The organism is Bradyrhizobium sp. 141 (assembly GCF_023074055.1).
Lineage (GTDB): Bacteria > Pseudomonadota > Alphaproteobacteria > Rhizobiales > Xanthobacteraceae > Bradyrhizobium.
In genome coordinates this window covers 305239-329294 of sequence record NZ_JADPKR010000103.1, presented here as the reverse complement: position 1 = coordinate 329294, position 24056 = coordinate 305239, and the positions used below count along the sequence as shown (strand labels likewise).

Annotated in this window: 26 protein-coding genes; 14 read left to right on the top strand and 12 right to left on the bottom strand. The window is 64.3% G+C overall.

Going from position 1 to position 24056, the window contains the following annotated elements:
* Positions 1-4: 4 nt before the first annotated feature.
* The gene (locus tag IVA81_RS32955; protein ID WP_247325980.1) at positions 5-6301 is read right to left on the bottom strand and encodes a HAMP domain-containing protein; all 6297 of its coding nucleotides are present in this window, start codon (positions 6299-6301) and stop codon (positions 5-7) included.
* A gap of 355 nt (positions 6302-6656) precedes the next feature.
* On the opposite strand from IVA81_RS32955, the gene IVA81_RS32950 reads away from it, so the two are divergent.
* Complete coding sequence (locus IVA81_RS32950) at positions 6657-6920, top strand: hypothetical protein (RefSeq protein WP_247326085.1); 264 nt, start codon at positions 6657-6659, stop codon at positions 6918-6920.
* A 6-nt stretch (positions 6921-6926) separates the two neighbouring features.
* Here the strand turns inward: IVA81_RS32950 and IVA81_RS32945 are convergent, their stop codons facing one another.
* Positions 6927-7439, bottom strand: coding sequence for a DUF4142 domain-containing protein (locus IVA81_RS32945; protein WP_247326082.1), 513 nt, complete (start codon positions 7437-7439; stop codon positions 6927-6929).
* A 93-nt stretch (positions 7440-7532) separates the two neighbouring features.
* Between IVA81_RS32945 and IVA81_RS32940 the strand changes: the two genes are divergently transcribed.
* The 3 genes from IVA81_RS32940 to IVA81_RS32935 all read left to right on the top strand — a co-directional run bounded on the left by IVA81_RS32940 (position 7533) and on the right by IVA81_RS32935 (position 8267).
* Complete coding sequence (locus tag IVA81_RS32940; RefSeq protein WP_247325978.1) at positions 7533-7727, top strand: hypothetical protein; 195 nt, start codon at positions 7533-7535, stop codon at positions 7725-7727.
* A 118-nt stretch (positions 7728-7845) separates the two neighbouring features.
* Positions 7846-7977 carry a hypothetical protein gene (locus tag IVA81_RS40530; RefSeq protein WP_256469407.1) on the top strand — a complete coding sequence of 44 codons (132 nt, stop codon included), beginning with the start codon at positions 7846-7848 and terminating at the stop codon, positions 7975-7977.
* Between the two features lie 68 nt (positions 7978-8045).
* Positions 8046-8267 (top strand): hypothetical protein, encoded by a 222-nt coding sequence (locus IVA81_RS32935; RefSeq protein ID WP_247325975.1) that lies wholly within the window; start codon positions 8046-8048, stop codon positions 8265-8267.
* A 156-nt stretch (positions 8268-8423) separates the two neighbouring features.
* Here the strand turns inward: IVA81_RS32935 and IVA81_RS32930 are convergent, their stop codons facing one another.
* Positions 8424-8672: a hypothetical protein gene (locus IVA81_RS32930; protein ID WP_247325971.1), complete on the bottom strand. Its 249-nt coding sequence runs from the start codon at positions 8670-8672 to the stop codon at positions 8424-8426.
* Between the two features lie 174 nt (positions 8673-8846).
* On the opposite strand from IVA81_RS32930, the gene IVA81_RS32925 reads away from it, so the two are divergent.
* On the top strand, positions 8847-9005 hold the full coding sequence (locus tag IVA81_RS32925; protein WP_247325968.1) for a hypothetical protein: 159 nt from the start codon (positions 8847-8849) through the stop codon (positions 9003-9005).
* A gap of 148 nt (positions 9006-9153) precedes the next feature.
* Here IVA81_RS32925 and IVA81_RS32920 read toward each other — a convergent pair whose 3' ends face one another.
* The 6 genes from IVA81_RS32920 to IVA81_RS32895 all read right to left on the bottom strand — a co-directional run bounded on the left by IVA81_RS32920 (position 9154) and on the right by IVA81_RS32895 (position 13389).
* Entirely contained in the window at positions 9154-9639 is a 486-nt protein-coding gene (locus IVA81_RS32920; protein ID WP_247325965.1) for a DUF3147 family protein, read from the bottom strand.
* Positions 9639-9986, bottom strand: coding sequence for a DUF3147 family protein (locus IVA81_RS32915; RefSeq protein ID WP_247325963.1), 348 nt, complete (start codon positions 9984-9986; stop codon positions 9639-9641). Before IVA81_RS32915 ends, IVA81_RS32920 begins: the two co-directional genes overlap by 1 nt.
* A complete protein-coding gene (locus IVA81_RS32910) occupies positions 9983-10567 on the bottom strand; it encodes a phosphatase PAP2 family protein (protein WP_247325961.1) in 585 nt (194 codons plus the stop codon). The genes IVA81_RS32915 and IVA81_RS32910 overlap by 4 nt, the downstream gene beginning before the upstream one ends.
* 160 nt (positions 10568-10727) lie before the next feature.
* Positions 10728-11279, bottom strand: coding sequence for a DUF4142 domain-containing protein (locus tag IVA81_RS32905; RefSeq protein ID WP_247325959.1), 552 nt, complete (start codon positions 11277-11279; stop codon positions 10728-10730).
* 86 nt (positions 11280-11365) lie between these two features.
* Entirely contained in the window at positions 11366-11593 is a 228-nt protein-coding gene (locus tag IVA81_RS32900; RefSeq protein WP_247325957.1) for a hypothetical protein, read from the bottom strand.
* Positions 11594-11601: 8 nt separating this feature from the next.
* Positions 11602-13389 carry a thiamine pyrophosphate-requiring protein gene (locus tag IVA81_RS32895; RefSeq protein ID WP_247326080.1) on the bottom strand — a complete coding sequence of 596 codons (1788 nt, stop codon included), beginning with the start codon at positions 13387-13389 and terminating at the stop codon, positions 11602-11604.
* Positions 13390-13549: 160 nt separating this feature from the next.
* On the opposite strand from IVA81_RS32895, the gene IVA81_RS32890 reads away from it, so the two are divergent.
* The 8 genes from IVA81_RS32890 (at position 13550) to IVA81_RS32855 (ending at position 21472) form a co-directional block, all read left to right on the top strand.
* Positions 13550-13924, top strand: a complete 375-nt coding sequence (locus IVA81_RS32890; RefSeq protein ID WP_247325955.1) for a PRC-barrel domain-containing protein — start codon at positions 13550-13552, stop codon at positions 13922-13924.
* Between the two features lie 23 nt (positions 13925-13947).
* Complete coding sequence (locus tag IVA81_RS32885; protein ID WP_247325953.1) at positions 13948-14106, top strand: hypothetical protein; 159 nt, start codon at positions 13948-13950, stop codon at positions 14104-14106.
* Positions 14107-14304: 198 nt separating this feature from the next.
* Positions 14305-15456, top strand: coding sequence for an HlyD family secretion protein (locus tag IVA81_RS32880; RefSeq protein ID WP_247325951.1), 1152 nt, complete (start codon positions 14305-14307; stop codon positions 15454-15456).
* Positions 15453-17072, top strand: coding sequence for a DHA2 family efflux MFS transporter permease subunit (locus IVA81_RS32875; RefSeq protein ID WP_247325949.1), 1620 nt, complete (start codon positions 15453-15455; stop codon positions 17070-17072). The genes IVA81_RS32880 and IVA81_RS32875 overlap by 4 nt, the downstream gene beginning before the upstream one ends.
* Before the next feature lie 94 nt (positions 17073-17166).
* Positions 17167-18201 (top strand): nitronate monooxygenase family protein, encoded by a 1035-nt coding sequence (locus tag IVA81_RS32870; protein ID WP_247325947.1) that lies wholly within the window; start codon positions 17167-17169, stop codon positions 18199-18201.
* Between the two features lie 74 nt (positions 18202-18275).
* Complete coding sequence (locus tag IVA81_RS32865) at positions 18276-18695, top strand: hypothetical protein (protein ID WP_247325944.1); 420 nt, start codon at positions 18276-18278, stop codon at positions 18693-18695.
* Positions 18696-18813: 118 nt separating this feature from the next.
* The gene (locus tag IVA81_RS32860; RefSeq protein WP_247325941.1) at positions 18814-20388 is read left to right on the top strand and encodes an alkaline phosphatase D family protein; all 1575 of its coding nucleotides are present in this window, start codon (positions 18814-18816) and stop codon (positions 20386-20388) included.
* 265 nt (positions 20389-20653) lie between these two features.
* On the top strand, positions 20654-21472 hold the full coding sequence (locus IVA81_RS32855) for an aldo/keto reductase (protein ID WP_247326077.1): 819 nt from the start codon (positions 20654-20656) through the stop codon (positions 21470-21472).
* A gap of 67 nt (positions 21473-21539) precedes the next feature.
* Here the strand turns inward: IVA81_RS32855 and IVA81_RS32850 are convergent, their stop codons facing one another.
* The gene (locus IVA81_RS32850) at positions 21540-21770 is read right to left on the bottom strand and encodes a hypothetical protein (protein ID WP_247325939.1); all 231 of its coding nucleotides are present in this window, start codon (positions 21768-21770) and stop codon (positions 21540-21542) included.
* A 123-nt stretch (positions 21771-21893) separates the two neighbouring features.
* Complete coding sequence (locus IVA81_RS32845; RefSeq protein ID WP_247325936.1) at positions 21894-22346, bottom strand: hypothetical protein; 453 nt, start codon at positions 22344-22346, stop codon at positions 21894-21896.
* A gap of 161 nt (positions 22347-22507) precedes the next feature.
* On the opposite strand from IVA81_RS32845, the gene IVA81_RS32840 reads away from it, so the two are divergent.
* Positions 22508-22780: a helix-turn-helix domain-containing protein gene (locus IVA81_RS32840; protein ID WP_247325933.1), complete on the top strand. Its 273-nt coding sequence runs from the start codon at positions 22508-22510 to the stop codon at positions 22778-22780.
* A 21-nt stretch (positions 22781-22801) separates the two neighbouring features.
* On the opposite strand, the gene IVA81_RS32835 is transcribed toward IVA81_RS32840, so the two are convergent.
* The gene (locus tag IVA81_RS32835) at positions 22802-24034 is read right to left on the bottom strand and encodes a PLP-dependent aminotransferase family protein (RefSeq protein ID WP_247325930.1); all 1233 of its coding nucleotides are present in this window, start codon (positions 24032-24034) and stop codon (positions 22802-22804) included.
* Between the last annotated feature and the right edge of the window lie 22 nt (positions 24035-24056).

Sequence of the window (24056 nt, the reverse complement as noted above, 5' to 3'; positions counted from 1 at the left end):
CAACTCAGCGGTGCAGCCACATGCGGATCGCAAGCAGCAATTGATCGGTGTTGACGGGTTTGGCGAGGTAGTCGGACGCGCCGGCTTCGAGGCATTTCTCCCGGTCGCCCTTCATCGCCTTGGCGGTCAGCGCGATGATCGGAAGGCGGGCGAAGGCCGGATTTTCGCGAATGACGCCGATGGTCTGGTAGCCATCCATCTGCGGCATCATGATGTCCATCAGCACGATGGCGATCTCCGGGTTGGATTCGACCAGGGTCACCGCTTCGTTGCCGGTCGTCGCAGTCAGCACTTTCATGCCGCGCCGCTCCAGCACGCTCGACAGCGCGAAGATGTTGCGGGCGTCGTCGTCGACGAGCAGTGCGGTCTTGCCGATCAGGTCCTCGTCGGAACTGTTCAGCTTCTCCAGCATGCGTTGCTTCTCGACCGGAAGTTCCGTGATGACCCGGTGCAGGAACAGCGCGGTCTCGTCGAGCAGACGCTCAGGCGATTCCACGCCCTTGACCACGATGCTACGCGCCATGGTGTGGAGTTCCGCATCCTCTTCCGCCGAGAGTTCGCGGCCGGTGAACACCACGACCGGAATGTTCGACAGCGCCTCGTCGTTGCGGATCTGGTCCAGTACCTCGAAGCCGCTCATGTCGGGCAGCCGCAGGTCGAGCACCACGCAGTCGCATGGCGCCTCGCGCAGCGTCGAGAGCGCGCCTGCGCCCGTGTCGGTCGTTACGATCTCGATGTCGTCGTGGTGCAGCAGCTCGCGGATCGAGAGCTGCTCGGCCTCGTTGTCCTCGACGATCAGGAGCCGCTTGCGCCTGGGACGTGCATATTCCTTGATCTGCGTCAGCGCGGCCGCGACGCCTTCGGTCGTCGTCGGCTTGTTGACGAAGGAGAACGCACCACGCGCCAGCGCATGCTGGCGGTCCTCGTCGAGCGTGATGATCTGCACCGGGATGTGACGGGTCAGCGGATTGTGCTTGAGCTGGCTCAGCACGGTCCAGCCGAGCATGTCAGGCAGGAACACGTCGAGCGAGACTGCTCGCGGCTGGTATTGCTTGGCAAGCTCCAGCGCCTCCGCGCCGCGGGCGGCGACCAGCACCTTGAATCCCTTGTCGCGCGCGAGATCGACCAGCACGCGCGCATAATGCGGGTCGTCCTCGACGATCAGGAGGATGCTGTCGCCGGGTTCGAGGCTGAGCCGGTCGTCGGGAAGCTGCTCGATGACGCGCTGCTGCTCCGGCGCGGCCGGCTGCAGCGCCGGCGGCTGGTTGTGCTGCTGTGGCGCAGGCGCCGCGCGGGGGGCGAGCGTCGGGCCGGAATATTTGAGCGGCAAATAAAGCGTAAACGACGAGCCCTTGCCCGTGGCGCTGCGCAGATGGATCTCGCCGCCGAGCAGGCTTGCAAGCTCGCGGCTGATCGCAAGTCCGAGTCCGGTGCCGCCGTATTTCCGGCTGGTGCCGGCATCCGCCTGCTGGAACGCCTCGAAGATCAGCTTCTGCTTCTCCACGGGTATGCCGATGCCGGTGTCGGACACTTCGAACGCGATCACGGCCGGCGCGGAGTTCAGAACCGGGTGATCCGTACCCCAGCCGCCGACGGCGCCGGCGACCTTGAGGCGCACCTCGCCTTCGGCGGTGAACTTGAAGGCATTGGAGAGCAGGTTCTTCAGGACCTGTTGCAGGCGCTTGGAGTCGGTGACGATGCTGCGCGGAAGGCTCGGATCGACGTCGATCTTGAACGACAGATTGCGGTTGTCCGCCTCGTGCCGGAACGGCCGCCCGACGGTCTCGAGCAGGTTCGCGGTCAGGATTTCCTCGGCGTCGACCGTCACCGTGCCGGATTCGATCTTGGACAGATCCAGAATGTCGCTGATCAGATTGAGCAGGTCGGTGCCGGCGCCGTGGATGGTGCGGGCGAATTCGACCTGCTTGGCCGAGAGGTTGCCGTCCGGATTGTCGGTGAGCTGCTGTCCCAGGATCAGGATCGAGTTCAGCGGCGTGCGCAGCTCGTGGCTCATATTGGCGAGGAATTCGGACTTGTACTTCGAGGTCAGCGCGAGCTCGGTCGCCTTTTCCTCCAGGGCGCGGCGGGCCTGCTCGATCTCCTGGTTCTTGCGTTCGACCTCGACATTGCGCTCGGCGAGCTGCTGCGCCTTCTGCTCGAGCTGGTCGTTGGTCTGCTGCAATTCGCGCTGCTGGGTCTGAAGCTCGCCGGCGAGCTGCTGCGACTGCTTGAGCAGGCCTTCAGTCTGCATCGTCGCTTCGATCGAATTGAGCACGATGCCGATGGAGTCGGTGAGCTGCTCCAGGAACGTCATCTGCGAGGTCGTGAAGGAGACGAGCGAGGCGAGCTCGATCACGGCCTTCACCTGGCCCTCGAACAGCACAGGCAGCACGACGAGGTTCTTCGGCGCGACGCGGAACAGCGCCGAGTTGATCGGCACCACGTCGGACGGAATGTCGGCGACCACACGCGGCCGCCTGTCGAGGGCGCACTGGCCGATCAGTCCGTCGCCGAACTGCAACACGCGCTGGTACGGATAGATGCCGTCGCTGGCATAGGAGGCCAGCAGCAGGAGCTGCGGATTGTCCTCGCTCTCGATCTGGTAGATCACGCCGGTATGCGCGTTCACCAGTGGCGACAGCTCGGTGAGCAGCAGCCGGCCGACGGTGGTGAGGTCGCGCTGGCCCTGGAGCATGTTGGTGAATTTGGCGAGGTTGGTCTTCAGCCAATCCTGCTCGGTGTTCACGTCCGTCGTGAGACGGAGATTCGTGATCATCGTGTTGATGTTGTCTTTCAGTTCGGCCACCTCGCCGCGGGCGTCGACCTGGATCGATCGCGTCAGGTCGCCCTTGGTGACGGCAGTCGCGACCTCGGCGATCGCGCGCACCTGCGAGGTGAGGTTGGCAGCGAGCAGGTTGACGTTGCCGGTGAGGTCCTTCCAGGTGCCGGCAGCGCCGGGCACGTTGGCCTGACCGCCGAGGCGGCCCTCGACGCCGACCTCGCGCGCCACGGACGTCACCTGGTCGGCGAAGGTCGCGAGCGTCTCGGTCATGTTGTTGATGGTGTCGGCGAGAGCGGCGACCTCGCCGCGCGATTTCATCGTCAGGTTCTGCTTGAGATCGCCGTTGGCGACCGCGGTCACCACCTTGACGATGCCGCGCACCTGCTCGGTCAGGTTCGCAGCCATCAGGTTCACCGTGTCGGTGAGGTCCTTCCAAGTGCCGGCGACGCCGGGCACCTGGGCCTGGCCGCCGAGCTTGCCCTCGGTGCCGACCTCGCGCGCGACGCGCGTCACTTCGCCGGCGAAGGCGTTGAGCTGGTCCACCATGGTGTTGATGGTGTTCTTGAGCTCGAGGATTTCGCCCTTCACGTCGACGGTGATCTTGCGGGAGAGGTCGCCGCGTGCCACGGCCGTGGTCACTTCGGCGATGTTGCGGACCTGGGTGGTGAGGTTCGCCGCCAGCAGGTTGACGTTGTCGGTCAAGTCCTTCCAGGTGCCGCCGACGCCGGGCACGACGGCCTGACCGCCGAGGCGGCCTTCGGTGCCGACCTCGCGCGCGACGCGCGTCACTTCGGCGGCGAAGGAGCGGAGCTGCTCGACCATGGTGTTCAAGGTGTCCTTGAGCAGCAGGATCTCGCCGCGCACGTCCACCGTGATCTTCTTCGACAGGTCGCCGCCGGCGATCGCGGTCGCGACCTCGGCAATGTTGCGGACCTGAGCCGTCAGGTTCGAGGCCATGAAGTTGACGTTGTCGGTGAGGTCCTTCCAGGTGCCGGCGACGCCGGGCACCTCGGCCTGGCCGCCGAGCTTGCCCTCGGTGCCGACCTCGCGCGCCACGCGCGTCACTTCGCCGGCAAAGCCGTTGAGCTGGTCCACCATCGTATTGATGGTGTTCTTGAGCTCGAGGATCTCGCCCTTCACGTCGACGGTGATCTTGCGGGAGAGGTCGCCGCGCGCCACGGCGGTGGTCACTTCGGCGATGTTGCGGACCTGGGCCGTGAGGTTGCCCGCCATCGAGTTCACGCTGTCGGTGAGGTCCTTCCAGGTGCCGGCGACGCCGGGCACGTTGGCCTGACCGCCCAAGCGGCCTTCGGTGCCGACCTCGCGCGCCACGCGCGTCACCTCGCCCGCGAAGCGGTTGAGCTGGTCGACCATCGTGTTCAGCGTGTCCTTGAGCTGAAGGATCTCGCCGCGCACGTCCACGGTGATCTTGCGCGACAGGTCGCCGCCGGCGATCGCGGTCGCCACTTCGGCGATGTTGCGGACCTGGGCGGTGAGATTGCCCGCCATCGAGTTCACGGAGTCGGTCAGGTCCTTCCAGGTGCCGGCGACGCCCGGCACGCCGGCCTGACCGCCGAGCTTGCCGTCGGTGCCGACCTCGCGGGCCACGCGCGTCACCTCGCCGGCGAAGGCGTTGAGCTGGTCCACCATCGTGTTCAGCGTTTCCTTCAGTTGAAGGATCTCGCCCGACACGTTCACCGTGATCTTCTTCGACAAATCGCCCTTGGCGACCGCGGTCGCGACCTCGGCGATGTTGCGGACCTGGCCGGTGAGGTTCGAGGCCATCGAGTTGACGCTGTCGGTGAGATCCTTCCAGGTGCCGCCGACGCCGCGCACGACGGCCTGTCCGCCGAGCTTGCCTTCGGTGCCGACCTCGCGCGCGACGCGCGTGACTTCGCCGGCGAAGGCGTTGAGCTGGTCCACCATGGTGTTGATGGTGTCCTTCAGCTCCAGGATCTCGCCGCGCACGTCCACGGTGATCTTCTTCGACAGGTCGCCGCCGGCGACCGCCGTCGTCACCTCGGCGATGTTGCGGACCTGTGCGGTCAGGTTCGACGCCATCGAGTTGACGCTCTCGGTGAGGTCCTTCCAGGTGCCGGCGACGCCGAGCACGTTGGCCTGGCCGCCGAGCCGCCCCTCGGTGCCGACCTCGCGCGCGACGCGCGTCACTTCGCCGGCGAAGGCATTGAGCTGGTCGACCATGGTGTTGAGCGTCTCCTTCAGCTGAAGGATTTCGCCCGAGACGTTCACCGTGATCTTCTTCGAGAGATCGCCGCTCGCGATGGCCGTGGCGACGTCGGCGATGTTGCGGACCTGCGCGGTCAGGTTCGAGGCCATGAAGTTGACGTTGTCGGTGAGGTCCTTCCAGGTGCCGGCCACACCGGGCACCTGGGCCTGGCCGCCGAGCTTGCCCTCGGTGCCGACCTCGCGCGCCACGCGCGTCACTTCCGAGGCGAAGGAGTTGAGCTGGTCCACCATGGTGTTGATGGTGTCCTTCAGCTCCAGGATCTCGCCGCGCACGTCCACCGTGATCTTGCGCGACAGGTCGCCGCGCGCCACGGCGGTGGTGACGTTGGCGATGTTGCGCACCTGTGCGGTCAGGTTGCCGCACATCGCGTTGACGGAATCGGTGAGGTCCTTCCAGGTGCCGGCGACGCCGGGCACGATCGCCTGGCCGCCGAGCTTGCCGTCGGTGCCGACCTCGCGGGCCACGCGCGTCACTTCGGAGGCGAAGGAGCGGAGCTGGTCCACCATCGTGTTGATGGCTTCCTTGAGCTGAAGGATCTCGCCACGGACGTCGACGGTGATCTTCTTGGAGAGGTCGCCGTTCGCCACCGCAATCGTCACCTCGGCGATGTTGCGAACCTGGTTGGTCAGGTTGTTCGCCATCGAGTTGACGCTCTCGGTGAGGTCCTTCCAGACGCCGGTCACTTCCGGCACCTGGGCCTGGCCGCCGAGCTTGCCTTCGGTGCCGACCTCGCGCGCCACGCGCGTCACCTCGGAGGTGAACACGCCGAGCTGCTTGATCATGGTGTTGACGATGGTCGCCGACTGCAAAAACTCGCCCCGGAGCGGACGGCCGTCGACGTCGAGCTTGACGGTCTGGAGCAGGTCACCTTGCGCGACGGCGGCGACCGCACGCGTCACCTCGCGGGTCGGCCACAACAGGTCGTCGATCAGCGTGTTGACGGAGCCTTCCATGTCGGCCCAGGAGCCGGAGGCGAGGCCGAATTTCACGCGCTGGCGCGTCTTGCCTTCGCGGCCCACCACCTGGCCGACCAGTTCGAGCTGCTGCGCCATGCGCTGGTTGGCGGCGATGATTTCATTAAAAGTGTCGGCGATCTTGCCGTCGATTCCGAGATAGTCGCCGCTCATCCGCACGGAAAAGTCGCCGCTCCGCATCGCCTGCAAGGCGAGCAGCAATTCCGCCCGGGAATCAGGATCCGACATACCGTTGGCTTTTGGTTTTGGGACGCGACGACCGGACCGTGATGCAGTTCCGGGATCGAGGTCGCTCATACTGATTCCCCCGCAGGCGCCGGCCGAATCCAAGGCGTGACGCGTCTGGTCGAAATAGAGCGTCAGCCTAATTCGAAATCAAGCGCCAAGGTGCGGCGCGAGACGATGGAACCTGCTTTGCTCAGCCCGATGCAAATAACGGCGATCGGCCGATTTGGTTCCATGCCAACCCGGAAAGAAATGGCGTCGGCGGTCCCAGCGGCTCGTTCGTCCGTCACCGCCCATCCTTCGGAACGGACCGCCGAGCCTCGCGGTTAGCCCGCAAAGAGGGAGAACGGACATGAAAGCAGGACTTGCTAAAGAAGGACTTGGCAAAGGAGGACTTGCCAAAGGAGGACTTGCCGCGATCGTCGTCATGCTGTTTGCCGGGTCGGCATTGGCACAGGGCGGTGCCCCCAGCGGTCGCGGGGCGGTGACCGGCGATCCCGCCGCGAGCTCCGCCAGCCCGCAGGCGGATACCCCGACCACCGGAGCGGCGACCCGGTCGAACCCGAGCGGAAGCGGCACCTCATCTTCGGGCGGCAAGGATGACAATGGCGATGCAGGCCGGGACAAGATGCCGGAGAGCGACCGCACCGTGCGACCGCAGAGCCAGCAGCATCATCCGAACGACAAATAAAGCTGGCTACTTGTCCGCCATGGTGCGCTCGGCGTCCTTGACCTGCGCGCGCAGCATCGGGAGCTGCTCGCGCGCGAACGCTGCGAGCGCCGTGTTGTCGGGCGCCGTCAGATAGCGTTCGAGCAGGTTGATGGCCGATTCATATTCAGGAATCTGCGAGGCATAGAAGCTTCGGACGTAGGTCGGTCCGTCCGAAGCTTCGGGCTCGACTAGGCTCGCGCCAGCAGACGACGTCTTGTCGACGCGCGGCTCCGCGCCGATTGCTTGCTGTATCCGCTTCAGCGCCTTGTCGCGCTTGGCGGCCTCCTCGGCGCGCAAGGCGGCGAGGTTCTTGACCTCGGCGTTGCCCTTCAGATCGGTGCTCTCCAGAAGGCCCTGCTGGAAGCGGCTGAAATTGTAGAGACCGCTGATGACGTCGGTTGCGCTCGGCGGACGATCGCCGGGCTTTCGTTCACCGGTGCTGTCGGCAAGCGCCGCGGTGCTGATGAATGCCAGGATGATCGCGGCGAGAACTCGCATCGATGTCAATTGCGGATCGCGTGCAAAGTTCCCTCAACATTACGATCCAGCAAGCGGCTTGCGACGCCGGAGTTCCGTCCCCACGTCTTCTGCATGAAACAGTCTGACATCTTCAGAGATAACGCCGACAACTGTCTCCAGCTCGCCGAGCGCGCCGAGGGACAGCCCGCCCACAAGCGCTATTCGCGCATGGCGGACGCCTGGACGGCGCTCGCTCATGAGCAGGATTGGCTCGATGGCGAGATCGCGCCCGTTGCGGTCCGTTTCCCGCAGAAGCAGGACGCCTGAGCGCTCGCCTTTTCGTGAATCCGCGTGTGAGACCGCTCACGGAATGCAACCGACCAATCCAGGATGATCAGGGAACAGTCAATCGCGTTGGTTTTCGATTCCAGAAGGAGGTTCTGCGATGGCTCCACGTCTGGCTCTTCTTTCACTCATTCTCGCCTTTGGCGTCTCGGTCGCGTTTGCGACAGTGACGACGGTTCGTCAGGTGCAGCTGGAGAACGCATCGGCCGCCGTCCACGCAACGCACAGCTAGGGCGACGCCGGAACATTCGGCGCCGCAGTGCGTAAGCGCTTCGAGATATCAAGAGGCGAAGGCACATCATGGCCCATTCCAACCACGGCATCGTCAGGGACAAGCGGGGAGAGGAGCAGCCCCGCGACAAGCAGCGCGCGCAGTACGTGCACAAGACAGATCCGCAGAAGGCTGATCAGAAAGGCTCGCCGTCGCGGGAGGCGACGCGCGATCCCAGACTGAACGACAAGAGCAAGACGCCGGGCTCCGGCATGACGCCGGATGATTCCGGCGACGCGCCGAGCGGCTAGAGGGACGGTAGTTTTCGCGCGAGGAACGAATCCTCGTGCGCGGAGTGGACAGGTTGCTTCCGGTTGTCATGCCCCCGGTGCGCCGGAAGCAATCTCCAAGGACGGCCCCGGCACTCACCGTGCCGGGGCCGTTCGCTTGTGGAAGGCCTCTACGCCTCAGTCGTCGGTACCGCTCTCGGGATCTTTCTGAGTATGTCCCTCAGTTCCGCGGCCGAACACGCCGAAGCTGCTCGACTTCACACCGGCGGCTGCGTCGACGCCTGCGGCAGCCAGTCCGAACTTGAGGAGCTCGCGGACCGCCGCCGCCCGCGTTGGCATGCGATGCTTGAACCGGAAATCGTCAACGGCGGCCAACTCTTCCGGCGAGAGCATGACCTGAAGGCGTTCGGCGCGAAGGTCTTTCATGGTCGATCACGCAAATTGAGTAGGTTGAGTAGATTACTCAACGAACCAACTTGGCGGGAGTTCCACAAGAGACGAGAACGCCTCCAAATGAGTAAAAATATATAGCAAAATCAATAAGTTATTATTGCAACGACTTTCGCTGTCGCGCATTTCTCATGGAAAGGGAGAGAGACCATGACGGACGAAGTCAGGTTGCCCCGTAAGCTTTCCGAAGAGCCGGAAGGTCCCAAGCCGATGCGCCCGAGCCACCAGAAGGTCATCGAGCAAGTCGAGCGCTGGGCCAACAGCCCGGGCCTTCAGCCACCGAGGACGGAAGATGCGAAGACGATCTGAGCCACATACGTTCGAACAACGTCTCACGGCGCAGAAGCTGCGGCTTGAGCACGAACTGTCGGGCCTGCCGAATGGGCGCCAGCGCGACGTTGTTGTCGCGCGCATCGATCAGCTTCAGACCGCTGCCGAGATGTATGGCTTTCTGATGCTACGGGGCGATGCCGCGGTCCCTCGCTGATTGCCCGATGCGCTCGGTCCGCACCGCGCGGGAGGTGATGCGAAACTTTCGTCGCAACCACCACGCCAATACCGACACGGCCGCCCATACCAGAATGGCAGCCACGAACGCCCCAATCGTGGTTGTCGGAACCACGACGTAAAAAACCAAGGCGAATGCGGCAAGACCGATGCTTCCCAAGCCAGCACCCGCAGCATCGAGCGCTGCGGCCTGCTGTCCGCGTCTCCGTCCGCTGAGGCCGGCTTTTTCCTTGGCGCGGCGCTCATGGCTTTCGATCAGCGTTGCGCTGGCGCAGAAGATGGCGGGAAGCGCGAGGAAGAGCCCGCCGACGGAGACGCCGAAACACGCGCCCACGATCCCCGCGATGACCGTTGCCAGTCCGCCAAGCAGGAAGCGAACACCGTACTCGTACCACCGTGTCTGTTTTAGCGCCGATGGAGACAGCTTGACCAGCATCAGGCGGCACCTCCAAAGCCCGCGAGCAGACCGAAGGCGACGACGAGCCATACGGCAAAAGCGGCGATGGTGGCTGGCAGTGCGCCGAGATGAAACCTCATCAGGAGATGGCAGACGACGAGGCTGTAGCAGGCGAGTGCGATCGCGCCATAGATCATCGTCCAGCTTTCGGCGGCGACATATTGCGGGCCGTGCTGGACGACGGCGATGCTGAGAGTGGCCAGCGCGACCGACGGAGCCGCGCCAAGCAGCCCGGCAAAGCTCTTCGGCTTGAGCATGTCTCCCAGGATCGCGAAGACGGAGACGATGACCCCGCCCGCGATGAAGCGCACGAGATATTCCGTCATGACCGTACCCGCGTGGCAGGAGGCCGCTGCCGTAGCTTTCCGAGTGTGAGCGGCCTGAACAGTCGCTCGACGACGACGCCGAGGGTGAAGCCCGCCACGACGTCACTGGCCCAATGTGCAAGCACGATTACGCGGGTCAACGACAGAGCCACGGCAAGCGAGCGCACCAGCCGGCGTGGGACGGGGTTCAGCAGCCCGGCCGCCGAGGCCAGCGCGCCCATGTGCAGAGCATGGCCGGAAGGAAACGCATCGCGGGATCGCCCCGAGATGGGAACACCGTTGGCATGACCGAGGACTGTCAGTCGGTCGGGCCTCGTCTGGTCGAACAGTGACTTCAGCAGGTGCGGCAGCACCGCAGTCGCCAAGGAGACCGCCAACACGTGATTTGCAGCAGGACGCGCTTCGGGTCGCCGAAGCTGGGCGTAAAGCCATCCAGCCGCAGCGAGCGCGAGCAGCACGTGCTCGTCCGCAGCCCACGTCAAAGTCTGGGCGACTTGCTCGAGGCCTGAATTGGTGTCGTGCGCAATTTCGTTGGCGAGCGCCTGGTCGATCCGGGTGGGTTTTACTTTTACGAGTGCCATCGGTTGGGCGAGCTATCCTTGATGACTGTTTTGTAAATTCTGTATGACAATGAAGGTTCCGGTGGCACGCTAAGCGTAGGCGTCGCGAGCTCGGCGCACGGAGAGATGGCGTCGTCGCCGGGAAGGAGGACGCCGAGGGGCGGCCTCCTCGTCCGACGCGTTACTTTGTCTGGCCGACGCTCGGCGCCTTGCCTAGCTCCTTGGCCATGTCGAGATGGTGCTTGAGCGCCGGCAGCGTCTTGCCGGCCCAGTCCTTCAGCGCGGAATTGTCACCGCCCTTGGCGTAGCGTTCGAACAGCGACACCGCATCTTCATGGGCGCTGACCTGGTAGGAGTTGTAGTCCGAGCTGAAATCCTTGCCCGAGGCGTTCTTGAGCTTGTCGAGCTTGCTCTGGTGCGAGCTGTCGAGCGCCGTCGGCAGGGTCGCTTGCACCTTGCCGTCACCAACGAGACCCTTGAGTTCGGTGCTGGTCTTGGTGTGGTCGGTCACCATCTGCTGTGCGAAGCTCTTCTCCTGCGCGTTGCCCTTCTGCTGGGCGAGCTTGCTCGACTCGATCTCGAACATGTCGCTGATCGCGACCTCCTTGACGAAGTCGGCGGTAGCAGGTGCGACGCCGAGCGCCGAATTGACGCCGGTCTTCTCGCCCAGCGACTGGGCGAGCGCGGGGCCTGCGAGAAGCACGCAGGCAAGGGCGATGACGGTCCGTTTCATGTCTGGTCCCTTCGATTGGGCGCGCAGCCTCTTGCCGCGCGATGTTGCGCCGATCAACACGTCGCACGGGCCGCGGTTCCTAACGACTAATCCGCGGGATTCCGTCCGGTGCGCGGATTGATGGGATCGGTCGGCTTGCGTCGAAGCCGCTCGGGCAGAAACGGTTCAGTGGGGGCGGCCGTGGCGTCGGCACGCACATCGGCATGGCGCTGCGCGCGCTCGTGCGGCGTCTTGTTGTCGTTGAAGTGGTATTTCACGTCGACGCCATCGACGGGGTCATTGACGCCATGCTGGATATCGCGGAAATCGCTCATGGTTCACCTCATTCCTTTCCGGGCAGGATCGTTTCGAGCACCTGCCGCGCTGCTCCCTTGATCATCCCGCTTTCGTTCGGATCGCCCTTCATCAGGGCGAGCGAGAAGTTCTTTGCCTGTTGAAGCGTGATATGCGGCGGCAGCGGCGGCACTTCGGGGTCGGTCTTCACCTCCAGCACGACGGGCATCTCGCTCGCCAGCGCCTGTTCCCAGGCCGAGCCGAGCAGCTGTGGACTATCGACGAAGATGCCGCGCAGGCCGATGAGCTCGGCGAAGCGGGAATAGGAGACGTCGGGAATGCGCTGCGAGGCCTCGAATTTGGGATCGCCGTTGATGATGCGCTGCTCCCACGTCACCTGGTTGAGATCCTCGTTGTTGAAGACGCAGACGATGAAGCACGGGTCGCGCCAGGAGCGCCAGTACTTGGCGGCGGTAATCAGCTCGGCCATGTTGTTCATCTGCATGGCGCCGTCACCGACGAGGGCGATCACGGGGCGGTCGGAATGGGCGTATTTCGCGGCGAGGGCGTAGGGCACCGCGGCGCCCATCGAGGCGAGGCCGCCCGAGAGCGAGGCGGTCATGCCGCGCCGCATCTTCAGGTCGCGCGCGAACCAGTTGGCACAAGAGCCGGAATCACTGGTGATGATGGCGCGGTCGGGCAGACGCGGAGACAATTCCCAGGCGACGAGCTGCGGATTGACCGGCGCGGCAGGCTGATGCGCGCGGTCGTCCAGCGTCTTCCACCATGCCGCAACGTTCTCTTCGATGCTCTGGCGCCAGGCGCCGTCGCTCCTAGATTTCAGTCGCGGCAGCAATGCGCGCAACGTCTCGGCGGCATCGCCCACAAGGCCGACCTCCATGGGAAAGCGGATCGACATCATGCTGGCGTCGATGTCGATCTGCACGCCGCGTGCGCTGCCTTCCTTGGGGAGGAATTCGGCGTAGGGGAAGGCGGAGCCGACCAACAGCAGCGTGTCGCATTCCATCATCATGTCGTAGCTGGGCTCGGTGCCGAGCAGGCCGATCGAGCCGGTGACCCACATAAGATCGTCGGGCAGCGCGGCTTTTCCGAGCAGCGCCTTGGCGCAGCCGGCCGACAGCCGATCAGCGACGGCGATCACCTCGTCGGTGGCGTGAAGCGCGCCGGCGCCGACGAGCATCGCAACCTTCTTGCCTGCATTGAGGACCTCGGCAGCGAGATCGAGATCGGCCTCACGCGGCATGATGCTGGGTGCGCTGTAGCCGATGCCGGAATGCACCGTGCCGTGTGCGCGGGGTGGGTCCTCGTAAGGCTCTTCCTGCAAATCATTGGGCAGGATGATCACGGTCGGGGTCCGCCGCGCCAGCGCGATCCGCACCGCACGATCGATCAGATGTCGCACTTGCGCCGGCGAGGATGCCTGCATGACGTAGGCCCCGGCGACGTCCTTGAACATCGAGAGAAGGTCGAGTTCCTGCTGATAGCTCCCGCCGAGCGCGTTCCGCGCCTGCTGGCCGACGATCGCCAGCACCGGCTGGTGATCCAGGAGCGCGTCGTAGAGCCCGGTGACGAGATGCGAAGCGCCGGGACCGGAGGTCGCGATGCAGACGCCGAGCTCCCCTGAGAATTTTGCGTAAGCGCTCGCCATGAATGCCGCCATCTCCTCGTGCCGCGCCTGCACGAAGCCGATCTTGCCGTCGGCCCGGTTCATCGCGCCGAACACGCCGTTGATGCCGTCGCCGGGATAGCCGAAGATGTGGCGCACACCCCATTGATGCAGACGCTGAACGATGAAATCGGAGACGGTCTGGGACACCATGCGCGGCCTCGAATTCGAGAGCTGTTTTGAAGCTCAGAGAACCACTCGCTCGCTGCGATGTTCCTGCCCGGGTGCGGAACAGCGGCGCACGGAACAGCGGCGGAACGATCGTTCGCCTGTCCGGTTGATTCATGCACTGTCTGAGTGGAGCACTGAGATGTTGAATCAAGCAGAGCTGGACCGCGCCGAGATTGGCCGTTTGATTGGCAGCGACAAGGTCGAAGGAACATCCGTCTATGGTGCCGACCGCAACAGGATCGGCTCGATCGAGCGTGTGATGATCGACAAGATCAGCGGCAAGGTGTCCTACGCCGTGCTTGGGTTCGGCGGCTTCCTTGGGCTCGGGAACGATCACTACCCGTTACCGTGGCAATCGCTGAAATACGACACGGAGCTGGGCGGTTATGTCACCGCGATCACGACCAAGGATCTGCAAAGCGCGCCGAAATACGGCGAGCGAAGCGATTGGAACTGGGGTGATGAAGCCGCAGTTCGTGGCATCAACTCCTATTACGGTGTTCCCTTCGCATAGACGTTGCATGGAAAGGGAGTTCGATGAGCAAGGAACGGCCGACCGACGATCCCCGGGAGCAGAATGACTGGGGATCGCACAGACAGACGGACAAGCCCTGGAAGGGCAATCCGGAGAAGGAACAAGGATCGGACAAGGTGAAGCCCGATCTGGAGAAATGGCACGAGACGAAGACGCACTGACACGAGTGCTTCCCGTGGGAGAACGAGATGAAGCGCGGCGTTGATGACGCCGCGCTTCATTCTTGAGGATCGCGTTCACGAATGGCCATGGGGCTCTCACAAGGCGGAACCATGCTTCGGTGCTGCGGTTAGGCTCGCGGCAGGCGAGGGGGCGGAAAGCCGCTCGCCGCCGGTTGAATCCCGAGAAAGGTGTTGGCCGTGGATGCTCAGACACGGGAACGTGGGTTGTCCGCGGAGCAGCCGCAGAGGGCGAAGGAAGCTCCAAACACGCCTCCTGATCAGACCCGCGACACCAGGGATCAGCAGGCCAAGCCGCCTTCGCTGCGCCAGCGGCTTCGCGAGCATTGGTTGCTCGCAACCGCCGGCGCGATCGTGCTGATCGCCGCGCTCGTTGGCGGTCTGCTCTACTGGCTCGACGCGCGTCATTATGAGTCCACCGACGATGCGTTCGTCGCGGCGCGCAGCTTCTCGGTGGCCTCGAAGGTCGGCGGCTATGTGACCGATATCGCGGTGACGGACAATCAGCATGTCAATGCCGGCGATCTTCTCGCCAAGATCGACGAACGCGACTACCGGATTGCGATCGACCAGGCCATTGCGCAGGTAGCGGCGGCCAAGGCGAACATCGCCAATGTCGAGGCGCAGATCGATTCCCAGCAGGAGCAGATCAAGCAGGCCCAGGCGCAGCTCGAACAGGCCCAGGCCCAGCTTCAGTTCGCGCAGGAGGAGTTCAAACGTGCGGAAGAGTTGGTCGAGAAGGGCGCCGGCACCGTGCAGCGCCAGCAGCAGACCCGCTCCGATCTTCAGGCGCAGCAGGCCAATACCGAGCGCGCCAAGACGGCCGTGACGTCGGCGCAACTCGGCATCAAGACGTTGCAGGCCCAGCTCGAAGGCGCCAAGGCGCAGCTCGGGCAGTCGCAGGCGCAGCTCGATCAGGCCAAGCTGAACCTGCAATACACCAGCGTCGTCGCGGCGCAGTCCGGCCGCGTCGTCAAGCTCTCTGGCGCCAAGGGCACGTTCGCCACGGCGGGACAGAGCCTGATGATGTTCGTCCCCGACGAGGTTTGGATCGTCGCCAACTACAAGGAGACGCAGCTGGGCGACATGCGTCCGGGCCAGCGGGTCGAGCTCCGCATCGATGCCTATCCCGGCCGCAAGCTCACGGGCCATGTCGATTCCGTGCAGCCGGGCTCCGGCACCGCGTTCAGTCTGCTGCCGGCCGAGAACGCCACCGGCAACTACGTCAAGGTGGTGCAGCGCGTGCCGGTCAAGATCGTGGTCGACAACTGGCCGGCCGATCTGCCGGTGGGTCCCGGCATGTCCGTCGTGCCCTGGACCAGGGTGCGATGACGGACGCTACGCAAGGCGGCGCGTCCGCCGGCGGCTGGTCGCCGGAGCGCTCGGCGGCCGGCGGGCACAATCCTTATCTCATTGCTTTCGTGGTCTCGATCGCGACCTTCATGGAGGTGCTCGACACCACCATTGCCAATGTCGCGCTGCGCCACATCGCGGGGAGCCTGGCGGTGGGGATCGACGAGAGCACCTACGTCATCACCAGCTATCTCGTCGCCAATGCCATCGTGCTGTCGATCTCGGGCTGGCTGTCGACCGTGATCGGCCGCAAGCGCTTCTACATGATGTGTGTCGCGACCTTTACGCTGGCTTCGCTGCTCTGCGGCTTCGCCTGGAATCTGGAGTCGCTGGTGCTATTCCGCATTGTTCAGGGGCTGGGCGGCGGCGGCATGGCGACCAGCGAGCAGGCGATCCTCGCCGACTCCTTCCCGCCGCACAAGCGAGGCCAGGCTTTTGCCGTCTACGGAGTCGCCGTCGTGGTCGCGCCGGTGATCGGCCCGACGCTCGGTGGCTGGATCACCGACACTTACACCTGGCACTGGGTGTTCCTGATCAACGTTCCCATGGGAGTGCTGTCGTTGTTCCTGGTCGGTACGCTGGTCAAGGAACCGTCGAGTGCGGAGGAGGAACGGGAAAAGCTGCTCAGCAAGGGTTTGCGCGTCGACTATATCGGTTTCGCCCTCGTCGCGATCGGGCTCGGCTCGCTCGAGTTCGTGCTCGACGAAGGCCAGCGCAAAGACTGGTTCGGGTCGAACATGATCATCCTCTTCGCGGTGCTTTCCGCGGTCTCGCTGCTCGCGCTGATCCCGTGGGAGTTGTCGCGCGAGGATCCCATCGTCGATCTTCGCTTGCTCGGCCGGCGCCAGTTCGCCGCCTGCTTCCTGGTCATGCTCGGTACCGGCGCTGTGCTGATCTCGACGACCCAGCTCTTGCCGCAACTGCTCCAGACCGAGCTGAACTACACGGCGATGCTGGCGGGTCTTGCGCTGTCGCCCGGCGGCGTCGCGACCCTGGTGCTCATGCCGGTGGTCGGCCGCCTCATCAGCATTGTTCAGCCGAAATATCTGATCATGTTCGGCGCTGCCATCGTCGCGTTCTCGATGTGGCATCTCACCGGGCTCACCGGCGACATCACCTATGGCTATGCAGCGCTGTCGCGCATCTTCCTCGCGCTAGGTCTGCCCTTCCTGTTCCTGCCGGTGACGACTGCCTCGTATGACGGCATTCCGCCGGACAAGACCAACCAGGCTTCCGCCCTGATCAATGTTGCCCGCAACATCGGCGGCTCCATGGGCGTCGCGCTGGCGCAGACGGTTTTGGCGCAGCGCCAGCAATTCCACCAGAGTCGCCTGACCGAGCACACCGCGCCCTCCGATCTCGGCTACCAGCAGACCATCGATGCGATGACGCGCTACTTCCAGTCCCAAGGCTCCAATGCGAGCGATGCGGCATCACAGGCGCTCGCCTGGGTCGGCCGCACCTTGCAGCAGCAGGTCGATTTGCTCGCCTATATCGACGTGTTCTGGACGCTGGCGATCATTGCGGTGCTGATGATCCCCACGGCGGCTGTTCTGCGCTCGATTGATCTGAGCGCGCCGGCGCGGGGACATTGACGGGCCTTCCCCCCATCTCAGAGAAATGGTGACCGCAGCACGAGACTGCGGCTAGACTGCACCCAACTTGAGCAAAATTCCGGGAGGTACCTAAGTGAAGACCGCGATCACCGAGCTGTTCGGCATCGAGCACCCCATCATTCAGGGCGGCATGCATTTCGTCGGCTTTGCCGAGCTGGCCGCCGCGGTGTCCAATGCCGGCGGGCTCGGCATCATCACCGGCCTCACCCAGAAGACGCCGGAACTGCTCGCGAAGGAAATCGCGCGTTGCCGCGACATGACCGACAAGCCGTTCGGCGTCAACCTCACCTTCCTGCCGACCTTCGCGGCGCCGCCTTATCCCGAATATATTGCCGCTATCGTCGAAGGTGGCATCAAGGCGGTGGAGACCGCGGGCCGCAGCCCGGAGGCCTACATGCCGGCGCTGAAGGCCGCCGGCATCAAGGTCATCCACAAATGCACCTCGGTCCGCCACTCGCTGAAGGCCGAGCGCATCGGCTGCGATGCCGTCAGTGTCGACGGCTTCGAGTGCGGTGGTCATCCCGGCGAGGACGACATTCCCAACATGATCCTGCTGCCGCGCGCAGCGGAGGAGTTGAAGATCCCGTTCGTCGCCTCCGGCGGCATGGCCGACGGGCGCAGCCTCGTTGCGGCATTGTCGCTGGGCGCAGCCGGCATGAACATGGGCACACGTTTCATCGCCACCAAGGAAGCGCCTGTGCATCAGAATGTGAAGAACGCGCTGGTCGCGGCCACCGAGCTCGACACCCGCTTGATCATGCGCAGCCTGCGCAATACCGAGCGCGTGCTGAGAAACGCCAATGTCGATCGCCTCATCGAGATCGAGCGCGAGAAGGGCGACAAGCTGAAGATCGACGACATCCACGACCAGGTCGCGGGCGTCTATCCCAGGATCATGCTGGAAGGCCAGATGGACGCCGGCGCCTGGAGCTGCGGCATGGTCGCAGGGTTGATCCACGACATTCCCTCCTGCAAGGAACTCATCGACAGGATCATGGACGAGGCGGAACAGATCATCCGCAACCGCCTGATCGGGTTCCTGGATGGGACGGGGGCGTCGCGAAAGTCGCCTGACACCGTCAAACTTCTTAACCACGGCGGCACTTGACCGCTGGAATTGCGCGTGACGCCTCCTAAATAGGGGTAAATTCCCCCTTTCAAAATCAATTTCAGGAGGCGTCCGTGGTCCTGAAGAGCGTTCATTTTGCAGTTGCCGTTGCCCTCCTGCTCGCTGGCGGCGGCATCGCACGCGCTGACGACTACAAGCCCGACGAATATCTCGGTCTCGATCTCTCCAAGGCGGTGCTGTCGCCGAAGCGGCTCGGGCCTGAGACGCAGTTTGCACCGGTGGCTTTGGAGGCACGTGGCGGCAACGAGGCGCAGGGCCGCGCCGAGCCGGTCGACGTGCCGAAGAAGGTTGCCGCCGAACGCGTTCGTGTGGCCGAGCCCAAGGTCGCCCACGCCAGGCCCGCCCAGCCGCGCGGCGCAGCCCGCGCGAAGCTTGTGCATCGTCACCGCAATCCGCTGGATGCGCAGGCGATGGATACCCGCATCCAGACCTGGCCGTGCCGCTCCGGCGGCATCTGTAACTGGAAGCACTAGACGAGGCTGGAGCCGTCATCCGCGCGTCGCAAAACCGTAGGCGGGGAGTCAAGAAACCGTAAGCCGGGAGTCAAGGAGCGCAGGCACCTTCCGTCGCGATTCGACGAAGGTTTCCTGAATGGCAACGCTCCGCGCTTCGCGCGCATGGACCCGGCGGCAATTCCTGGTCCGTTCGACTTCAAGCCTGGCGGTTGCCTCGCTCGGCACGCTCGCGGCACCGTACCTCAGCCGCGCCGCCGATCGTCCACAGATCGCCGGCGGAATCCAGTCCGGCGATGTCTCGGATGGCTCTGCCGTGATCTGGGCGCGCGCGGACCGGGCCGCACGGATGCACGTGGAGTGCTCGACTGTGGAGAGCTTCAGGAGCGTCATAGCGTCGGCCTCAGGCGATGCGTTGCCGGACGCGGACTTCACCGCAAAGCTGCTGCCGAACGACCTCCCGCCTGGGCAGGACGTCTTCTATCGGGTCCGCTTCGACGACATCGCGACTGGCCTGCCCGGCGAAAGCCGTCTCGGCCATTTCCGCACCGCGCCGGCAGTAAGCCAGTCGATCTCATTCGTGTGGTCCGGCGACGTCGCGGGACAGGGCTGGGGCATCGACATTTCGCGCGGCGGCTATCGCGGCTATCGCACCATGCTCGACAACCGTCCGGATTTCTTCATCCATTCCGGCGATCACATCTACGCCGATTGCACGATTCCATCCGAACAGAAGCTGCCGAACGGCGAGATTTGGCGCAATCTGGTGACCGAGGAAAAAGCCGAGGCCGCGCACACGCTGGGGCAGTTCCGCGGCAACTACAAATACAACCATCTCGACGAACACTTTCGCGCTTTTCACGCCGAGGTGCCGATGTTCGCGCAATGGGACGACCACGAGGTCACCAACGACTGGTCGCCCACCGGAAGCTACGATACCGCCGGTTATGAGGACGACGGCACCCCGCGCCTCGTCGCGCGCGCCCGCCGCGCCTTCTTCGACTTCATGCCGATCCGCGATATCGGCGCGCAGCAGGGCCGGGTCTACCGCCGCATCGGCTACGGTCCGCTGCTCGACGTCTTCATGATCGACATGCGCAGCTACCGCGATGACAGCTGGAACAAGGGCGGCGATCACCGCGGCTGGATCCTCGGCGCCGAGCAGCTCGCCTGGCTGAAGCGGGAGCTCGCCGCCTCGCGCGCAACGTGGAAGGTCATCGCCGCCGATTTGCCGATCGGCCTCATCAGTCTCGATGCTGTTGCGCTCGGCAATGGGGCGCCCGACCGGCGCGAGCACGAGATCGCCGACCTTCTCAGCTCCATCAAGCGCGCCGGAATCCGCAACATCGTCTGGCTCACCGCGGACATGCACTACACGGCCGCGCACTATTACGATCCCGGCAAGGCACAATTCCAGGACTTCGAGCCGTTCTGGGAGTTCGTCTCCGGTCCGCTGCACGCCGGCAGCTGGGGCCCGGGCGAGCTCGACAACACCTTCGGGCCGGTCGCGATGTACCAGAACGGCTGTAGCGCAGCGCAGGGCGAGAATTTGGCGCCCTGTTTCGGATTGCAATTCTTTGGCCGGGTCGACATCGATGGCCGCAATGGCGTCATGACCGTCACTTTGAAGGACGTGGACAATCGCAGCCTCTGGTCGGTCGACATCGCGCCGCAGCCACAGCTGCGTCCCGCTGTGGTCGCGCAGCATTCGTGAGCACTCTTTCCGCCGTCATGGCCGGGCTTGACCCGGCCATCCACGCCTTGTGGTCAGGCACAGAGAACGTGGATGCCCGGGACAAGCCCGGGCATGACGACGGGAGGCACCACACTCCGGCACTTAACCCGATCTTGATTGGCCGCCCCGGGAGCTCTGGCGCTATAGTTGGGCCCCCGCCATTTCGTTTCCATCCCCGAAAAAGTCTGCTCACGCGGCAACGCGGCGCGACATCGGTGCGATGAACGACGTCAGGAGCCTGTTCATGGACAATCTGAAGACCCAGGCCATCAGCATGCCCAAGCTCGGCCTCGGCACCTTTCGCATGCAGGGCGATGCCTGCCGCGCCGCTGTCGAGAGCGCGCTGTCGATCGGCTATCGCCACATCGATACCGCCGAGATGTATGCCAATGAGGAGCCGATCGGATCAGCCATCGCCGCGTCCCGCCTGCCGCGCGGCGAGTTGCACGTCACCACAAAAGTCTGGCACGAGAACCTCACCCCCGACGTGATGCGGCGTGCCTTCGATGCCAGCCTGAAGAAGCTTCGGCTCGACCATGTCGATCTCTATCTCGTGCACTGGCCCTCGAAGGCTGCGAATTGGGGTGCGGTGTTCGAGACCTTGATGAAGCTCAAGGAGGAGGGACGCACGCGGGCCATCGGCGTCGCCAATTTCACCACGGCGCTGCTCAAGATGGCGGTCGAGGACATCAGGGCGCCGATCGCCTGCAACCAGATCGAATATCACGCGATGCTCGATCAATCGAAGGTGCTGGCCTATCTCGCGGCAAAGTCGATCCCGCTCGTCGCTTATTGCCCGCTCGCGCAGGGGCGCATTGCTTCGGATCCGGTGCTGGCCGAGATCGGTGCAAGGCACAACGTGACCGCCGCGCAAGTGGCGCTGAAATGGCTGCTCGACCAGGACGGCGTCGCCGCGATCCCGAAGGCCTCGCGCCGCGAGAGCCAGCAGGCCAATCTCGATGCGCTGAAGATCACGCTCGACGATGCCGACCGCAACAAGATCGCCGCGCTGCCCAAGGACAAGCGCTGTGTCAATCCGGGCTTCGCGCCGGCGTGGGACTGACCGGAGGCATGTCGCGAACGCAAAGAAAATGGCCCCGTGAGGGGCCATTTCCATTTTGCGTTGCGCGTTAGTCCCAATGATGATGGCGATGGCTGCGCTTGATCACGACCACGCGGTCACCGCGATGGTGACGATGCCAGCCGCGGTCATGATTGTGCATGCGATATTCGGCGCGGGCGCCATACGGGGCGTGATGATGATGACCGCGCTTGATCACCACCGTCTCCGCGCTTGCGAGCGTCGGCGCCGCGATCACGAGTGCACCCAGGGCCGCAACCACATAACCAAGCTTCTTCATGATGTCCTCCTCCAATTCGAATGCACATCTAAACCGCGCATTCACGCGAACGTTCCGGAGGAATCACAGGAGAATTCTGAACAGCTGTTCAGACAGAGCGTGATCATGCTTAAAGCGTAACGCTTAGTCGCAGCGTTGCTGCACTGGTGTCGGCGCGCCTGTCGCGACGTATCTGCCGTCCCTGATCGTGTACTCGCCGCGCTCGCTGCGATTGTAGATCGCGCGCAGGCTGCCGTCCTTCGCCAGCAGCAAGCCGAACTCACGCGTCTGGTGCAGCGAGGGGAAGTACACCATCACATTGAGCAAACCCTCGGCGGTGATTGTGGTCGACACCACCTCGTTCTCGTCCTTGGCCTCGCCGAAATTGCGCCGGTACATCACGCGGCCGTCCTTCCGGATCTCGTAGGTCAGCAGCGCGCCCTTGTCGCGGTTGGGCCGGGCCGCGCAGTCGACCGCCCATGAGCCGAGCAGGCCCCATTGCTCCACCGTCGCCGCCAACGTCTCGGCACCCGCCGTGGGGGTGATCGCCGCCCACAGCATCGCAGCCGCGATCCAGCGGCTCAAACAACGCGTCATGTCCCAGAAGAACCCCCGCCTCGAAGAATTGCAAAATTGTAGCATCCCGCCCGCTTCCGTCCATGGCAGCCGCCGATCGCTCGCGAATTTGATCCGCGTCAATGAGGCCAGTCTTTTCGAGGATAGGATGGCGCTTCCCGAAGGCGAACCTGGATAGAGCAATGCTGAATCAAGTCATGGATTTTGCGGGCGAAGTGCTGCCGGGGAGCTGTGCCGTGCCGCCGTATTCCGAGACCGCGTTTCTGACCGAGCTGGGCGATCGCCTGCGGTCCTCGCGCATGCGCTGCGACCTGTCGCGCCGCGAGCTGGCCCGCCGTTCCGGAATTTCCGAGCGCTATATCGCCCAGATCGAGGCCGGCAAGGGCAATGTCTCGATCGTCCTTCTGCTGCGGCTGGCCTCCGCGATCCACGGCAGCCAGCCCCGGGCGGCTTGAGGAGACGGACTGAAGCGAACCTCAGGCCCGCTTCTCCACATTGGCACTCCGGGCCGGCACGCCGAATTCCTTGCGGCAGACCTCGGCCAATGCAGCGACGCCTTCGCGGATCTGCTGATGCGACGGACTTGCAAAGCACAGCCGCAGGCGCGATCTGGAATGGCTCTTGTTGGTCGACCATTCCGGCCCCGGATTGATCGAGACGCCGGCGGCGAGCGCGGCCTGATACAGTTTCAGCGTATCGACCTGATCGGGTAGCTTGACCCAGAGGAAGATGCCGCCCTTGGGCTCCTCGAATTCCGCCGCGGTCCCGAACTGCTCGTTCAGGGCTTCCATCAGCGTGTCGAGCTTGGTGCGCAGCGCCTTGGTCAGGGCCGGCACATGGCTTGCGAAATGCGGCTTGCAATAGGTGGCGAGCACCATCTGCTCCAGCGCGCCGGAGCCCGCATCCGTCTTCAGCGCCAGCATCCGCGACATCACATCCCAGGGCGCCACGATGAAGCCGACGCGCAGCGCCGGTGCGATCGATTTGGAGAACGAGCCGATATGGATCACGCCGCCGTTCGGGCTCATCGCGTAGATCGCCGGCGGCCGCTGCCCTGACCAGACGAGGTCGGCATAGCAATCGTCCTCGAAGATGGGCACGCCATACTCGGTCGCGAGCCGCACCAGCTCGGCGCGGCGGCTCTCCGGCATGATGCTGCCGGTCGGGTTTTGCACCGTCGGAATGGTGTAGATGTATTTGGGACGGATGCCGCGGTTCTTCAAATCGGCCAGCGTCGCCGCCAGCACGTCCATGCGCATGCCGTCCTTGTCGAGCGGGATGCCGACGACGTTGACGCCGAGCCGGGCGAGGCGGGTCAACGAGCCCTGATAGCTGTCCTGCTCGAAGATCACGGTGTCGCCGCGCGTCAGCAGCGTCGCGTTGACGAGGTCGAGTGCCTGCAGCGAGCCGGAGACGATCATGAGATCATCGACCGTGCAGTTGATGCCGGCATCGCGCTTCAGCTTCGTCACCAGGAATTCGCGCAGGGGCAAATAGCCCTGCGGACCGTGCGCCAGCCCGTAGGTCGCCAGCGACCGGCCTTCCTTTTGCAGGGCGGAATTGGTCGCCTCGATCAAGCCGTCGAGCGGCAATTGCTCGGAATCGTTGTTGCCGCCGACAAAGCTGTATTTGGCAAGGCCCGTCCAGCGCGCAGAAGGGGCCGGCAGCCCTGCGGGAAACAGGGGCGCGAAATCGAAGCTGGACGTCATGGGAGCGTTCCTCGTTTTGTTC

Bases quoted from the DNA above. Each gene is read 5' to 3' on its own strand.
- IVA81_RS32955 (WP_247325980.1), bottom strand. From the start codon at position 6,301: ATGAGCGACCTCGATCCCGGAACTGCATCACGGTCCGGTCGTCGCGTC.
- IVA81_RS32950 (WP_247326085.1), top strand. From the start codon at position 6,657: ATGCTGTTTGCCGGGTCGGCATTGGCACAGGGCGGTGCCCCCAGCGGT.
- IVA81_RS32945 (WP_247326082.1), bottom strand. From the start codon at position 7,439: ATGCGAGTTCTCGCCGCGATCATCCTGGCATTCATCAGCACCGCGGCG.
- IVA81_RS32940 (WP_247325978.1), top strand. From the start codon at position 7,533: ATGAAACAGTCTGACATCTTCAGAGATAACGCCGACAACTGTCTCCAG.
- IVA81_RS40530 (WP_256469407.1), top strand. From the start codon at position 7,846: ATGGCTCCACGTCTGGCTCTTCTTTCACTCATTCTCGCCTTTGGCGTC.
- IVA81_RS32935 (WP_247325975.1), top strand. From the start codon at position 8,046: ATGGCCCATTCCAACCACGGCATCGTCAGGGACAAGCGGGGAGAGGAG.
- IVA81_RS32930 (WP_247325971.1), bottom strand. From the start codon at position 8,672: ATGAAAGACCTTCGCGCCGAACGCCTTCAGGTCATGCTCTCGCCGGAA.
- IVA81_RS32925 (WP_247325968.1), top strand. From the start codon at position 8,847: ATGACGGACGAAGTCAGGTTGCCCCGTAAGCTTTCCGAAGAGCCGGAA.
- IVA81_RS32920 (WP_247325965.1), bottom strand. From the start codon at position 9,639: ATGCTGGTCAAGCTGTCTCCATCGGCGCTAAAACAGACACGGTGGTAC.
- IVA81_RS32915 (WP_247325963.1), bottom strand. From the start codon at position 9,986: ATGACGGAATATCTCGTGCGCTTCATCGCGGGCGGGGTCATCGTCTCC.
- IVA81_RS32910 (WP_247325961.1), bottom strand. From the start codon at position 10,567: ATGGCACTCGTAAAAGTAAAACCCACCCGGATCGACCAGGCGCTCGCC.
- IVA81_RS32905 (WP_247325959.1), bottom strand. From the start codon at position 11,279: ATGAAACGGACCGTCATCGCCCTTGCCTGCGTGCTTCTCGCAGGCCCC.
- IVA81_RS32900 (WP_247325957.1), bottom strand. From the start codon at position 11,593: ATGAGCGATTTCCGCGATATCCAGCATGGCGTCAATGACCCCGTCGAT.
- IVA81_RS32890 (WP_247325955.1), top strand. From the start codon at position 13,550: ATGTTGAATCAAGCAGAGCTGGACCGCGCCGAGATTGGCCGTTTGATT.
- IVA81_RS32885 (WP_247325953.1), top strand. From the start codon at position 13,948: ATGAGCAAGGAACGGCCGACCGACGATCCCCGGGAGCAGAATGACTGG.
- IVA81_RS32875 (WP_247325949.1), top strand. From the start codon at position 15,453: ATGACGGACGCTACGCAAGGCGGCGCGTCCGCCGGCGGCTGGTCGCCG.
- IVA81_RS32860 (WP_247325941.1), top strand. From the start codon at position 18,814: ATGGCAACGCTCCGCGCTTCGCGCGCATGGACCCGGCGGCAATTCCTG.
- IVA81_RS32855 (WP_247326077.1), top strand. From the start codon at position 20,654: ATGGACAATCTGAAGACCCAGGCCATCAGCATGCCCAAGCTCGGCCTC.
- IVA81_RS32850 (WP_247325939.1), bottom strand. From the start codon at position 21,770: ATGAAGAAGCTTGGTTATGTGGTTGCGGCCCTGGGTGCACTCGTGATC.
- IVA81_RS32845 (WP_247325936.1), bottom strand. From the start codon at position 22,346: ATGACGCGTTGTTTGAGCCGCTGGATCGCGGCTGCGATGCTGTGGGCG.
- IVA81_RS32840 (WP_247325933.1), top strand. From the start codon at position 22,508: ATGCTGAATCAAGTCATGGATTTTGCGGGCGAAGTGCTGCCGGGGAGC.
- IVA81_RS32835 (WP_247325930.1), bottom strand. From the start codon at position 24,034: ATGACGTCCAGCTTCGATTTCGCGCCCCTGTTTCCCGCAGGGCTGCCG.